Annotated in this window: 15 protein-coding genes; 10 read left to right on the forward strand and 5 right to left on the reverse strand. The window is 61.7% G+C overall.

All coding sequences use genetic code 11. The features are described 5' to 3' along the window. Positions 1 to 58: 58 nt before the first annotated feature. The 4 genes from FFI89_RS02475 to clpB form a co-directional block, all read right to left on the reverse strand. Positions 59 to 874: a family 1 encapsulin nanocompartment shell protein gene (locus tag FFI89_RS02475; RefSeq protein ID WP_138836033.1), complete on the reverse strand. Its 816-nt coding sequence runs from the start codon at positions 872 to 874 to the stop codon at positions 59 to 61. Next, complete coding sequence (locus FFI89_RS02480) at positions 867 to 1,928, reverse strand: Dyp-type peroxidase (RefSeq protein ID WP_138832585.1); 1,062 nt, start codon at positions 1,926 to 1,928, stop codon at positions 867 to 869. Before FFI89_RS02480 ends, FFI89_RS02475 begins: the two co-directional genes overlap by 8 nt. Positions 1,929 to 1,994: 66 nt before the next feature. Beyond that, positions 1,995 to 2,258, reverse strand: coding sequence for a DUF2171 domain-containing protein (locus FFI89_RS02485; protein WP_138832587.1), 264 nt, complete (start codon positions 2,256 to 2,258; stop codon positions 1,995 to 1,997). A 52-nt stretch (positions 2,259 to 2,310) separates the two neighbouring features. Next, positions 2,311 to 4,923 (reverse strand): ATP-dependent chaperone ClpB, encoded by a 2,613-nt coding sequence (gene clpB / locus FFI89_RS02490; RefSeq protein ID WP_144596275.1) that lies wholly within the window; start codon positions 4,921 to 4,923, stop codon positions 2,311 to 2,313. Positions 4,924 to 5,486: 563 nt separating this feature from the next. On the opposite strand from clpB, the gene FFI89_RS02495 reads away from it, so the two are divergent. The 10 genes from FFI89_RS02495 (at position 5,487) to FFI89_RS02540 (ending at position 13,028) form a co-directional block, all read left to right on the forward strand. Continuing rightward, positions 5,487 to 5,819 (forward strand): hypothetical protein, encoded by a 333-nt coding sequence (locus tag FFI89_RS02495; RefSeq protein ID WP_138832591.1) that lies wholly within the window; start codon positions 5,487 to 5,489, stop codon positions 5,817 to 5,819. 178 nt (positions 5,820 to 5,997) lie between these two features. Further along, a complete protein-coding gene (gene dnaK, locus FFI89_RS02500; RefSeq protein WP_138832593.1) occupies positions 5,998 to 7,893 on the forward strand; it encodes a molecular chaperone DnaK in 1,896 nt (631 codons plus the stop codon). A gap of 120 nt (positions 7,894 to 8,013) precedes the next feature. Then, the gene (locus FFI89_RS02505) at positions 8,014 to 8,706 is read left to right on the forward strand and encodes a CDGSH iron-sulfur domain-containing protein (RefSeq protein WP_210249067.1); all 693 of its coding nucleotides are present in this window, start codon (positions 8,014 to 8,016) and stop codon (positions 8,704 to 8,706) included. Positions 8,707 to 8,948: 242 nt separating this feature from the next. Beyond that, complete coding sequence (locus FFI89_RS02510; RefSeq protein ID WP_138832595.1) at positions 8,949 to 9,434, forward strand: DUF992 domain-containing protein; 486 nt, start codon at positions 8,949 to 8,951, stop codon at positions 9,432 to 9,434. 211 nt (positions 9,435 to 9,645) lie between these two features. After that, positions 9,646 to 10,776, forward strand: coding sequence for a YXWGXW repeat-containing protein (locus FFI89_RS02515; RefSeq protein WP_168212755.1), 1,131 nt, complete (start codon positions 9,646 to 9,648; stop codon positions 10,774 to 10,776). A gap of 77 nt (positions 10,777 to 10,853) precedes the next feature. Next, a complete protein-coding gene (locus tag FFI89_RS02520; protein WP_138832599.1) occupies positions 10,854 to 11,036 on the forward strand; it encodes a hypothetical protein in 183 nt (60 codons plus the stop codon). Between the two features lie 233 nt (positions 11,037 to 11,269). Further along, a complete protein-coding gene (locus FFI89_RS02525) occupies positions 11,270 to 12,175 on the forward strand; it encodes a DnaJ C-terminal domain-containing protein (RefSeq protein WP_138832601.1) in 906 nt (301 codons plus the stop codon). A gap of 2 nt (positions 12,176 to 12,177) precedes the next feature. Beyond that, positions 12,178 to 12,447, forward strand: a complete 270-nt coding sequence (locus FFI89_RS02530; RefSeq protein ID WP_138836037.1) for a chaperone modulator CbpM — start codon at positions 12,178 to 12,180, stop codon at positions 12,445 to 12,447. A 54-nt stretch (positions 12,448 to 12,501) separates the two neighbouring features. Continuing rightward, positions 12,502 to 12,726 (forward strand): hypothetical protein, encoded by a 225-nt coding sequence (locus tag FFI89_RS02535; protein ID WP_138832603.1) that lies wholly within the window; start codon positions 12,502 to 12,504, stop codon positions 12,724 to 12,726. An 86-nt stretch (positions 12,727 to 12,812) separates the two neighbouring features. Next, on the forward strand, positions 12,813 to 13,028 hold the full coding sequence (locus FFI89_RS02540; protein WP_138832605.1) for a DUF2945 domain-containing protein: 216 nt from the start codon (positions 12,813 to 12,815) through the stop codon (positions 13,026 to 13,028). 40 nt (positions 13,029 to 13,068) lie between these two features. Here the strand turns inward: FFI89_RS02540 and FFI89_RS02545 are convergent, their stop codons facing one another. After that, positions 13,069 to 13,641, reverse strand: a complete 573-nt coding sequence (locus tag FFI89_RS02545; RefSeq protein WP_138832607.1) for a DUF488 family protein — start codon at positions 13,639 to 13,641, stop codon at positions 13,069 to 13,071. Positions 13,642 to 13,727: the final 86 nt, after the last annotated feature.

The following is a 13,727-nucleotide window of genomic DNA, read 5'->3' on the forward strand; positions in this document are numbered from 1 at the left end:
CCTCCTCTTCCGGTTCGAAATTGACGAGGTGCCCGGCGCCGGCATCCGCGCGGATGTTCTAGGCGGACTTCTTCGTTGCCGGTGCCAGCGCCACAGACGCCTCGGTCGTCAGCATGAGAAAGGTGATGGTCTCCTGAAAGTAGAGGCGGACGATCGTCTCGGAATGGCTTTGATAGCCGATGGAGATGTCCTGGCCGATGGTCAGGTCAAAATCCCCGCCACGGGTGGTGAGCACGACGCCTCCCTCGATCGCCGGCGCCCAGATGATCTTTCCGTCCACCAGACGCTGGATATGTTGCAGGACCGGATAGCCGTCGTCGGTCGCTCCGCCGATCGCGGTATACGGCTCCGTGCCCAACAACAGCGTGTAGGGTCCATTGACGCCCGCCAGCCGCAATTGACTCACCGCCTGTGCGACCACGCCTGGATAACCCTTGACGTTGGAGGGTAACGTCAACACCGGATTGCTGGTGCCTTGACGGATGCCCTGAATCCCGGCGGCGGCGTACCCGTCGAAGACCGCGCGATCCTCGGCAAAGGCGATCTTGCGCGCCGCGTCCTTCAGCGGCGCCCAATCCGAATCGTTTGCGCCGCGTTCCACATCGTCGATCGCATCGCGCGTGAGTTCAAACGGAATGCGCAATTCGACGAGCGCCCGTGTCTCGCGTTGCGCCGCTTCGATCCCGTCGCCGGGTGTCTGGATCCGTCGCTGATGACCGGTACCGACGGCCGCGAAATCCACGCCCTTCGGGCCTTCCACATCGACGACGCGCCGTGCCGCCAAATGACGCTTGATGGTTCGGGAGGCCTCCTCTTCGATCTGGGCCCATGCCGCGGTGGAGATGGGGGCGAGTCCCCGATGAAGATTATTCATGTCCAATCTCTCCTTTCAGTGAGCCGATACCGAGCGAGCCATCGGACGGCGGCATTTGCGGTTTGGGTGCGTCATCATTCTTGCGCGCGTCCGAGGCCGGCTCCGCGGCCGATGGCGCCGCTTGCGACGTCGCAACATCCTCCAGGAATGTCGCCGACGGCACAAAAAACAGCGTGCCGGTCACGGCGCGGCTGAAGTCGAGCAGGCGGTCATAGTTGCCCGGCGGCCGGCCGACGAACATGTTCTCGAGCATCTGTTCGATCCTGTGCGGGGATCTGGCGTAACCGATGAAATAGGTGCCGAACTCTCCCTTGCCGGCATCGCCGAACGGCATGTTGTCGCGCACGATCTCCAGTTGCTCTCCGTTCTCCACGATCGTCGTCAAGGCGTTGTGTGCCGAGGTTGGTTTCACGGCATCATCCAGCTCGATATCGGACAATTTGGTTCGGCCGACGATCCCCTCCTGTTGTTCGACCGGCAGCTCGTTCCATCGCTTCAGGTCATGAAGGTACTTTTGCACGATGACGTAGCTGCCGCCGGCAAACGTGGCATCCTCCTCGCCGATGATGGTGGCCTTGACCGCGGCCGCTTCCACCGGATTCTCCGTCCCGTCGACGAAGCCGATCAGGTCGCGATCGTCGAAATAGTTGAAGCCGTGCACTTCATCGGTGGTGGAGACGGCGTTGCCGAGTCGCGACATGATCTGTGTCGCCAGTTCGAAGCACAGATCCATGCGCGCGGAGCGGATATGAAAGAGGATGTCACCCGGCGTCGCGACGGCGTGATGCCGGCCGTGGATCTCGCGGAACGGATGCAGGTCCTTCGGCCGCGGCTCTCCGAAAATCCGGTCCCATGCGTCGGAGCCAAACCCCATGACGCATGACAGCCGGCCCTCGAGGTCACGGAAACCGACCGCACGTAAAAGGGCGGCCAGATCGCCGCACAAGGCCCGCACGATGTCATCACATTCCGGCTCGGGCTTGATGGTGACGACCAGAAAGATGGCGGCACGCGTGAGCTGTGCAACGACCGGCTGCGGATTTGTGGACGACACACTTCGCTCCTCATCGCGGGTCGGGGCCGGAATTGCCCGACCCAGCCGGTACCACTATGTAGTCTTTTATCCCAGATCGACGGGCCGGCCGGATTGTTCCTCTTCGAGGGTCACCGCAATTGCCGCATTGGCGGAAAGACGGACCTCTCGGCCCTCCACGCCCGCCACGAAGCCGAGTTCGATGTAGTGATGATGCCGCTTGTGCGTCCCATCGCCGCTGTCGCGCCTTTGGAGCTCGATGCGGTCGCCGACGACGCGATCAACTGTGCCGACATGGACGCCATCGGCCCCGATGACCTCCATTCCTGCTTCGATCTTGTTCTTCACCATGGCTTTCTCCTTCGTTGAACCCATGCATGCGCCTGCGGCGTCCCGAGGTTTCTCAAACCGCTTCGAACTCCTCTGCATCCGTCGTCAACGGCCGTTTGCCATTGAAAGTGAGCCCGCCTTTGGTCGCGGAGATCTTCACCGATGAACCGTCACGCACGTCGCCGGCGAGAATCATCTCGGCCAGCGGATCCTGCACGTTGCGCTGGATCACACGCTTGAGCGGACGCGCGCCATAGGCGGGATCCCAGCCCTTGGCCGCCAGCCAGTCCCGCGCCTTCGAGTCGAGCGACAGCTCGATCTTGCGATCCTCCAAGAGCTTTTGAAGACGCGCGAACTGGATCTCGACGATCCGACCCATCTCGCTCTTCTGCAAACGGTGAAAGAGGATGATTTCATCGACGCGGTTCAGGAACTCCGGACGGAAGTGCGCACGCACCAGCGCCATCACCTGCTCGCGCACCGCGCTGGTATCCTCGCCCTCCGGCTGGTTGACAAGATATTCCGCCCCGATATTTGACGTCATGATGATCAGCGTATTGCGGAAATCGACGGTGCGGCCCTGGCCGTCGGTGAGACGTCCATCATCCAGCACCTGCAGCAGGACGTTAAACACGTCCGGATGCGCTTTCTCGATTTCATCAAACAGTACCACCTGATAGGGCCGCCGCCGCACCGCCTCTGTGAGGGCGCCGCCCTCGTCATAACCGACATAGCCGGGCGGTGCGCCGATCAGCCGCGCAACCGAATGCTTTTCCATGAATTCGGACATGTCGATGCGGACCATCGCGGTCTCGTCGTTGAACAGATATTCGGCCAGCGCCTTGGCAAGTTCGGTCTTGCCGACGCCGGTCGGGCCTAAGAACATGAACGAGCCCATCGGGCGGTTCGGGTCCTGCAGGCCGGCGCGCGAGCGGCGCACCGCGGTCGCCACCGCACGCACAGCTTCGGCCTGGCCGACGACGCGCTTTCCGAGCATGTCCTCCATCCGCAGCAGCTTGTCCTTCTCGCCTTCGAGCATCCTGTCGACGGGAACGCCGGTCCAGCGCGACACCACCTGCGCTATATTGTCGGCGGTCACCGCTTCGCTGATCGATGAATTCTCGCTGGCCTCGACGGTCGCGAGCTTCTTCTCGAGCTCCGGAATGCGGCCATAGGCGAGCTCGCCCGCGCGCTGGAATTCGCCCTTGCGCTGGGCATTGGCGAGTTCGGTGCGAAGCTGCTCGAGCTCGCTCTTCATCTTCTGCGCATCGGAAAGCTTGCTCTTTTCCGCCCGCCATTTCGACGTCAGGTCGGCCGACTTCTTTTCCAGGTCGACCAGGTCCTTCTCGAGGGTCCGCAGGCGGGTCTTGGAACCGCGGTCGGTTTCCTTCTTGAGTGCTTCCTGTTCGATCTTGAGGCGGATGATCTCGCGGTCGAGCGAATCCAGCTCTTCCGGCTTGGAATCGACCTGCATCTTCAGCCGTGCCGCCGCCTCGTCGACCAGATCGATGGCCTTGTCAGGCAGGAAGCGGTCGGTGATGTAGCGGTTCGACAACATCGCCGCAGCAACCAGCGCCGAGTCGGTGATGCGGACGCCGTGATGGAGTTCGTATTTCTCCTTCAGGCCGCGCAGGATCGAAATCGTGTCCTCGACGGTAGGCTCGGACACGAACACCGGCTGGAAACGCCGCGCCAGGGCGGCGTCCTTTTCAACATGCTTGCGGTATTCATCGAGCGTGGTGGCGCCGATGCAATGCAATTCACCGCGTGCCAGCGCCGGCTTCAACAGGTTGGATGCATCCATCGCGCCGTCGGTCTTGCCGGCACCGATCAGCGTGTGCATTTCGTCGATGAACAGGATGATGCCGCCATCGGCGCTCGTGACCTCCTGCAACACCGCCTTCAGCCGTTCCTCGAACTCGCCGCGATATTTGGCGCCCGCAATCAGCGCGCCGAGGTCGAGCGACAGGAGCTTCTTGTCTTTCAGGCTTTCCGGAACGTCGCCATTGAGGATCCGAAGCGCCAGGCCCTCGACGATCGCGGTCTTGCCGACGCCGGGCTCGCCGATCAGCACGGGATTGTTCTTGGTACGGCGGGAGAGTACCTGGATGGTGCGGCGGATTTCCTCGTCGCGCCCGATCACGGGATCGAGCTTGCCCTCGCGCGCGGCCTGCGTGAGGTCGCGCGAATATTTCTTCAGCGCGTCATAGGCGTTTTCGGCCGAAGCGCTGTCGGCCGTGCGGCCCTTGCGCAGCGCGTTGATGGCTGCGTTGAGGTTCTGTGGGGTGACGCCGCCCTTGGCGAGAAGCTTGCCCGCCTCGCTGTCCTTGTCGGTCGCGAGCGCCAGCAACAGGCGCTCGACGGCAACGAAGCTGTCGCCGGCCTTTTCGGCGGCTTGCTCCGCCGCGGCGAAGGCGCGCGCGGTCTCGGGCGCGAGATAGATCTGCCCCGAACCGGCGCCGGTCACTTTCGGCAGCTTGGCCAGGGCATCCTCGGTGGCTTTAAGGATGGCGCGGGAATTCCCGCCGGCGCGGTCGATCAGGCCTCCGGCGAGTCCTTCGCTGTCGTCCAGCAGCACCTTCAGGATATGGAGCGTGGAAAATTGCTGGTGGCCTTCACGCGTCGCGAGCGATTGCGCCGACTGGATGAAGCCCCGCGTACGATCGGTGTATTTTTCTATGTTCATCGTGACACCTCAAGGCAACAATGCGGTAGATGAAGGCCGCTACATGTCACGCATTCGCGCCGTCGGCCGATGACGGAGCGATGACATCCATCATTCGATATTCGCCCGCCGTAACGCTGGCCGAAAAGGCGAACGGTACTCTGCAGATGCCCCTTATCGTGTGATCGTTTCACGGGATAGTCAATGACGGAAGTTTGGACAGAAGTTTGTCTGTCGGCGTGTCGGCATCGCACTCGCGACATGCGCTGCCGCTCGCCCACGATCGAATGAATTGATGTCGATCCAGGCGATCTCGACGTCGTCCTTCCTTGGAGACGACACGCCCCCCGGGCGGCTATTCAGCGGCAGACAGTTTGTCCCGAATGGGTCGGACAAACTGTCCATGACGCAGCAAATTCAAATCTTAAGCTGTTGATTTTGCTTCGCGCCCAGGATGGCACGTCTGTTGCTAACGATTGTTGCTGGGCTGCTAACGATTGTTGCTGGGCGTCGGAGGTGGGTAGCAGGAAATGGTAGCGCGGGATTCTCATCCGTTCCTCTCGCTTCATCGAGAGATGAACCGCTTGTTCGATGTGTTCCACGACAAGTTTAGCGGTTCGATGCCGGTCGGTTCGCAGCACGGTCCCATGATGCCCGGCATCGACGTGAGCGAGACAGATCAGGAGTTGCGGATTAGCGCCGATCTACCGGGGGTGAACGAGGACGAGACATCAGTGTCTCCACTGTCTTTCTCGTATTCACTATTCGCGGCGGTAACGCTGCCGAAATGCAAGGACAACGAAATCAGCAGGAAAATTCCGGTTCAGTGCGGCCCGTCGCCTGGCTCGCCATTGCCTTCCGGACAAGCACCACCGCGCAAGATTGAAAGCTCTCCGGACAGCAATCCAGACAGGTAGCGCGGCGGTCGATCGCAGCGCGTCGGCCGGAATACTTATCGAACATAATTGGAGAGTCCTGTTGTCCTTGTGTACGCAAAATCGCCGAGCGCCAGCTTGTAGCGGGAACCAATTCTGTCGCAGTGCGTGAAGTGTTGGCAGAATACCCAGCGATAAATCAGAACGAGGGAGTACCGTAATGGGTAAAGTCATCGGAATTGATTTGGGAACGACGAACTCCTGCGTCGCGATCATGGACGGCAAGAACGCTCGGATCATCGAGAATGCCGAGGGCATGCGCACCACGCCTTCGGTCGTTGCATTCACGAGCGATGGTGAGCGGCTGGTCGGACAGCCGGCCAGACGGCAGGCCGTGACCAATCCCACCAACACCATCTTTGCCGTGAAGCGCCTGATCGGCCGTCGCTACGACGACCCCATGGTCGAAAAGGACAAGAGTCTCGTCCCCTACAAGATCGTCAAGGCGTCGAATGGCGACGCCTGGGTCGAAGCCGACGGAAAAACCTATTCGCCATCGCAGATATCGGCGTTCATCCTGCAGAAGATGAAGGAAACGGCCGAGGCAAGTCTCGGCGAGAAGGTGACGCAGGCGGTGATTACCGTTCCCGCCTATTTCAACGATGCGCAACGTCAGGCGACCAAGGACGCCGGCAAGATCGCCGGTCTGGAGGTCCTGCGCATTATCAACGAGCCGACCGCGGCCGCGCTCGCTTACGGGCTCGAGAAGAAGAAGCAGAGCAAGATTGCGGTCTACGATCTCGGCGGCGGAACGTTCGACGTCTCGATCCTGGATATCGGCGACGGTGTATTCGAGGTCAAAGCCACCAACGGAGATACGTTCCTCGGCGGCGAAGACTTCGACATGCGTCTCGTGAACTATCTCGCCGATGAATTCCAGAGGGAGCAGGGCATCAACCTGCGGAACGACAACCTGGCCTTGCAGCGCCTGAAGGAGGCCGCGGAAAAGGCCAAGATCGAATTGTCCTCGACCACGCAGACCGAGATCAATCTGCCGTTCATTACGGCGGATGCGAGCGGGCCGAAACATCTCGTGGTCAAGCTTACGCGCGCGAAGTTCGAATCGCTGGTCGAGGATCTCGTGCAGAAGACCATCGAGCCGTGTCTCAACGCGCTCAAGGACGCGGGGCTCACGGCGAAAGACATCAACGAAGTGGTGTTGGTCGGCGGCATGACCAGGATGCCGAAGATCCAGGAGGTCGTGCAGAAGATCTTCGGCAAGGAGCCGCACAAGGGCGTCAATCCCGACGAGGTGGTTGCGATCGGCGCGGCGATCCAGGCCGGCGTGCTTCAGGGCGACGTCAAGGACGTGCTGCTGCTCGACGTCACGCCGTTGTCGCTCGGCCTCGAAACGCTGGGCGGTGTGTTCACGCGCCTTATTGAACGAAACACCACGGTGCCGGCGAAGAAGAGCCAGGTGTTCTCGACAGCGGAGGATAACCAGAATGCGGTTACCATTCGCGTATTTCAGGGCGAACGCGAAATGGCAGCCGACAACAAGCTGCTCGGCCAGTTCGACCTGATGGGTATTCCGCCGGCGCCGCGGGGTACTCCGCAGATCGAGGTGACGTTCGATATCGACGCCAACGGCATCGTTAACGTCTCGGCAAAGGACAAGGGGACCGGCAAGGAACAGCGCATCCAGATTCAGGCATCCGGCGGGCTCTCGGAGGCCGACATCGAAAAGATGGTCAAGGACGCGGAGGCGCACGCGGCCGAAGACAAAAAGCGCAAGGAAGCTGTCGAGGCGAAGAATCACGCCGAGGCGCTGTTGCACTCGACCGAGACGACGGTGAAAGAGCACGGCTCCAAGCTGTCGGATGCCGACCGTCGAGCGATCGAGAACGCCATGGCCGACCTTCGCGAGGCTCTGAAAGGCAACGATGCGGCGCTGATCACGGTGAAGTCGAACACTCTGCAACAGGCGTCGGTCAAGCTCGGAGAGGCGGTCTACGCGCAGTCGCAGCATTCGCCCGGCACCGCGCCGTCGGGCAACGAGAATGTCGTCGATGCCGAATTCACCGAGATCGACGACGACAAGAAGAAATCGGCGTGACGTCTCCACGACCTGATGTTGCGCCACGTCCGGGGTTCCTTGCGCGAATGCCGAGGCGTCGCGACGTGAGACCCGGATGTGGCGCGATATCCTGCCGCTGATACCAGGAGAGGTGGGTCATTGAAAAAATCGGACAGCAATGTGCGTGTGATCGTCACCAAGGACGGCCCCTACGTGATAACGGGCGGCGTGAAGCTTTCCGAGCAGATCATCGCGACCGGCTCCGATGGATCTTCGGAGGACTGGATCGAGAAGGAGCTGCCGCCGCCCGCGCCGAAGTTCGCGCTGTGCCGCTGCGGGCATTCAAACAAGAAGCCGTATTGCGACGGCTCTCACACAAGGGTCGGCTTTGACGGTACCGAGGTTGCGGATCGCGCGTCATACCGCGATCGGGCGAAAGTATTCGACGGTCCTTCGCTCGCACTGCTCGACGTCGAGAGCTTGTGCGCGTTCGCGCGGTTCTGCGACCCGAACGGCCAGGTGTGGAGCCAGGTTGCGCGTACTGACGATCCCGAAGTGCGCGCGACGTTCATTCGACAGGTCCAGAATTGCCCGTCGGGACGGCTGGTGGTGTGGGACAAGGATGCCGGGGCTGCACTCGAACCCGAACTGGGGCCTTCGATCGGACTGATTGAGGATCCATCGGAAGCCTGCAGCGGTCCCATCTGGTTGCGGGGCGGAATCGCTCTTATTTCGGCGGATGGCGAAGAATATGAGGTGCGCGATCGTGTGACACTGTGCCGTTGTGGTGCGTCCAACAACAAACCGTTCTGCGACGGTACGCATGCCGCCATCAAATTTCGCGCAAAGTAGCGTTCGCGCGCGGAAGTCATCGGATCGAATTGCGGCCGCGACACACGGGCGTGGTGGCGCCGTTCGACCTCATTGTAGCCGAATGAACATCCGGGGGGTGACCTGAAGATATAGCCGTCCCTGCCGCAGACAATTCGAATTCGTCTGATCGAGCGCGTCGAAAATGTGGGCTTCGCAGCGCCGATCTCGATCCACCCCCCCACCCACGACATGCCATTCATTTCTCAATCGGGAGTTTCCTAATGCGTCGTTCGACTGTCCTTGCCGCTATTGCCGCGACCATGCTCACCGCGTGTGTCGGCGCTGCCGACGCGCAGCAACCTCCACAACGGGTGCAGGCTGGTGTGCTCGAGTGCCGCGGAGGCGCCAGCATTGGCTTCATCGTGGGATCGGTGACCAATCTCGGATGCGTGTTGCGCATCAACGGGATCCCGGAAGATTACTACACCGCCGTCATCCAGAAGGTGGGTCTCGACCTCGGCTTCACCGAGAATACCGCGCTCGCCTGGGGCGTCTTTTCGCCAGTCGCACAGCCCGGGCGAGGCGATATTGCCGGTAATTACGTCGGTGTCGACGCCAGTGCCGCAGCCATTGTCGGCGTTGGCGGCAACGTGCTGCTCGGCGGTTCGAACAATTCCATCGCATTGCAGCCGTTGAGCGTGGAGGGCGAGACCGGCGTCAGCATCGCTGGGGGCCTGGAGAAATTGGAACTCCGGCCGGGGCGGTAGCCAGGTTGCAAAGGCGCTGTCCGGATCCCGGACGGCGCCTCGCTTACGATGTCGCCCATCGTTCGATGTTTTGTCACGCGATCCGTGCCTGACACTCGAAGTGGGCTTTCTCATTGAGGTTCGCATGCCGAGAGGTTCTGCAGTGTCAATTCGCCTTCCTGTGACTGTGTCTTGCGTAGCGCTTGCCGCGACGCTGTTTTGTGTGCCTTGCGTGGCCGTTTCGCCCGCGGTCGCGCAGGAGGCGGCCTGCGCACCCATCACCGCCGTTGAGACGCCGCCGCCGCCGTTGCCGATCTATGAGCAGCCGCCGGTGCCCGGTCCTGGCTATCTCTGGTCACCGGGCTATTGGTCCTGGGACGAAGACCAGGGCGACTACTATTGGGTCCCCGGTACCTGGGCTCAGCCGCCGCGACCGGGCTTGCTGTGGACCCCAGGCTACTGGGGATGGTTGGCAGGCGCCTACATTTTCCATCCAGGTTATTGGGGCGAGCGCGTCGGCTTCTATGGCGGCGTCAATTATGGTTTCGGCTATACCGGCGCAGGCTATGAGGGTGGGCGCTGGGACCATGGCGTGTTCGCTTACAACCGCGCCGTCAACAACCTGCAGGGCACGACGATCCGGAACGTCTACGAGAAGAATGTCGTCGTAAATCAAACGATCAACAACATCAGCTACAATGGCGGCAGGGGCGGCACAGAGGCGCGACCGACCGCTGCCGACAGGGCCATTGCCAAACAGCCGCACTTCGCGCCGACACCTCTGCAGCGCAAGCACGTCGAGGTGGCAAGCCAGGATCCGAAACTCTTCAAGAAGGCCAACGGCGGGGTGCCGGCAGTCGGCGCAACGGCGCGTCCCGGCGACATGCGGGGGCCGGGTGTCGTTCGGGCGCGGCCCGTCGGCGAAGTCGTACCCGCAAATGGTGCACGGCCGGCGCGCGAAGAGTTGAAGCGGCCAGAGCCCGGGCCAGCGGAGTCTCCCCGCAAAGCGCTCCAGGAGAAGGAGCCGCCGATGCGCGATCCGGCTCGGGAGACCAGGCCTCCGGTCGAAGAAAGGCGCGCGGCCCCTGTTCCCGAGACGAGAGTTGAACCGAGGGCGGCGCCCGAGGCAACGACGAGCCCAGCCGTTCGGGAGAGCCGGCCGGCGATGGAGGAAAGGAGGCCCGAAGAGATCCGTCGGGCGGAGCCGAAGCCCGAGCCGATGGCAAGACCGGAGCCGTCGATGCGACCCGAGCCGTCGATGCGACCGGAGCCGAGAGTACAAATGGGCGCCCCTCCGACGCATGGCCCGCCTGCCGGCGGCCGTCCCGGCGGCGAAGAAGAGAGAAGACCGGAGCAGCGTTAGACGCGAGGTCCGTGCTCCGCCGGATTTCTCCCGGCGGGCACGGCACCTTTGAGGAGTCCACTCGCAGGAGACCAGACATGGAACCAAGTCACGGCGGCAACGGACAGCTCGACGATGGAAAGCCGCGCTTGAGCGAAGACGATATGGCGCGAGCCCTGCTTGGCCCCAGGGGTGTTCCGGGCAAGCCGGATACCGCCAGAATGACGCCGCAGCAGGAAAAGAACATGCCGAAATATCTGGACCCTGGGCATACGTCCTAGCGCGAACGCGGCGTAGGCGTTCGTAGCGGGCGTTCCGGATCAATCGAACTGAGCGGCCGTCACGCAGGCCGTCTCGCCTGAAGCGAACCTGCATCGGCGGCCGCCCGAATTCGGCGAGGTTGCGTCATGGCGGTCGACGACGAACGGGTTGGTGCGCCGTGAAGGGTGTTGCAAAGTTTTCTGTTTTGAGCCCTCATGATTCCGGGCGCATCAACGTTCTTGCGGAGTAGGTCGTGAGAAATCCGTACGAGGTTCTCGGCGTTGCCACGACGGCTTCTTCAGCCGACATCCAGAAGGCATACCGAAAACTGGCGAAAAAGCTGCATCCCGATCTCAATCCCGGTGACAAGGCGGCCGAGGAGAAATTCAAGGAAGTCGCCGGCGCCTATGATCTGCTCGGCGATGCCGCGAAGCGCAAACGTTTCGACGATGGCGAGATCGACGCGACGGGTGCCGAACGACCGCAGCAGCATTTCTATCGGGATTTCGCGACGTCGGATCACGGCCATCCTTACACCGACGATTCCGGCTACGCCGATTTCATGGATTCGGACGACGCTTTCGCGGATTTGCTGAGGCGTAGTGAACGGGCGCGCGCGAACCGGCGCGGGCGGGATTTGCACTACCAGCTGCCGATCGATTTTGCCGAATCGATTGCGGGTGCGAACAAGCGTCTGACACTGCCGGATGGTGGCATCCTTGACGTGACTATTCCGCCCGGCCTGGTCGATGGGCAAATCCTCCGTTTGCGAGGCAAGGGAGCGCCCGGTACCGGCAAGGGCGGCGCCGGGGATGCCCTGATCGAGGTGGAGGTCGTACCCGACCGTCGCTTCACGCGCGAGGGCGACGACATCTCTCTGGAATTGCCGATCTCTCTTTCCGAGGCCGTGCTGGGCGGGCGGATTCGCGTTCCGACGCCGACCGGCGACGTGACCATGGCCGTACCGAAGGGATCGAACACCGGTACGACCCTGCGCTTGAAAGGCAAGGGCGCGCCCCACCGCGGCGGCGGCCACGGCGATCAGTTCGTCAGGCTCAAGGTGGTTTTACCGAAACCTCCGGATCCCGAACTCGAGGCATTCGTTGCCAACTGGGACAAAGGGAAGGCGTTCAACCCGCGCGCGGATAGCGGATCATGATCATGAACAAGCAGCAGTTCTTGAGCAGTGCGGGCCTCCAGGTGCAGACGCTGGATCTCTGGCTCGAGCAGCGGTGGCTGATTCCAGAGCAGACCTCCGCCGGCGCGAACTTCTCTGACATGGACGTCGCGCGGGCGCATTTTATCCGCGACCTGAAAGCCGATCTCGGCGTCAACGACGAGGGCGTCGACGTCATCCTGCATCTGGTGGATCAGATGCACGGCTTGCGCCGGATGCTCGAGCAGCTGCACGACGATCTTCAGGCAACATAGCCGTAGGGCTTGGCTCGCTATCAATTGCGCTCCGAAATGACACGGGAGACCACCATGATCGAAAGGGCATCGCCGCTGGCACACGGCCAAATCGACGTTCTCATTCTGCAGGCCCTGGTGCGCAAGCTTCTCGCAAAGGGCGTGCTCTCGCCAGACGACGTGCGAGCCATGCTGTTCGATGCCGCAACACGTCTGGACCTGGTCGGCAGCGATCTGACGCCGGAAGCCGCCCACGTCATCGTCGAGGAGGACCTGTTACCTGCGTTCCTCGAGGGTTGATAGAACCGTCGTGAAGTCGCGCGGGAACTGCCCGGCGGCGGACTCCAGGCCGGAATATTGGCCTCAAGCGGGAGAAAAGAACGTCGATGCCATACCGCTTCAAAGTGGGAGATCACGTAAGCTGGAACTCCGAGGCCGGGAGAGTGAGCGGCAGAATCATCAGGACCCACACCCAAGACGTGGATTACAAGGGATACACCCATCATGCGAGCCGCGACGAGCCGCAATACGAGATCAAGAGCGACAAGACCGATCATATCGCCATGCACAAGGGCTCGGCGCTGACCAAGATCGATAAGTAGACGCGAAAGCGTCATCAAGACGGACGCAAGTTCGGCATCGTTATAGTAGTTTCGGCTGATCAGGCGGATAGGTTATCTGCGTGCCGTTCACGTGTGCGAACGCTGTGAGCTTGTGGGGTCGATAGCTGCTCTCTGTCAGTATATCGATCACGGTGATGCCGCGCGCGATCAGCGCGTCAGACACCAGCGAACGGTGGCAGCGCCAGGGAACGGCCTCGGCGCACATGATCGCAAGCCTGCTCTCGCGGCTCAAGTTAATGAGCGTTTCAAGCTCATTCTCAAACGCCTGCGTTTGCATGTAGTCGGCGTAGCCGCGAAAGCTTTCATTGCGCCAACCTGTGTTGGGCGAGCCCTTGCGCGGATGCCTGAGACCTCCCAAGCCCGAAAGATGCACGTATTCGATGCCATCCGAGCGGAGGCTGTTGGCCAGCGCCGAGCTCTCGAACTGTGGATTGCGGCGCGAGCGAGGTATGGTGCGGATATCGACGAGCCGTTTGATGCCGTAGGTTTTCAAACTGGCGATGAACTGATGGATCGGCAGGGTCGAATGCCCAATGGTGAATATCGTGGCTTCTGGCCAATGAGTACCAACCGGGAGCGGGTAGTTGCCCATGGCGTATGATCTCGCCTCGCGAGGGAACCGGAGTCGACTGGTGGCTTGCCGGTAGGTACTTTACTATTGTGCAATCGGCTGCGCCA

The organism is Bradyrhizobium sp. KBS0727, assembly GCF_005937885.2.
GTDB lineage: Bacteria > Pseudomonadota > Alphaproteobacteria > Rhizobiales > Xanthobacteraceae > Bradyrhizobium.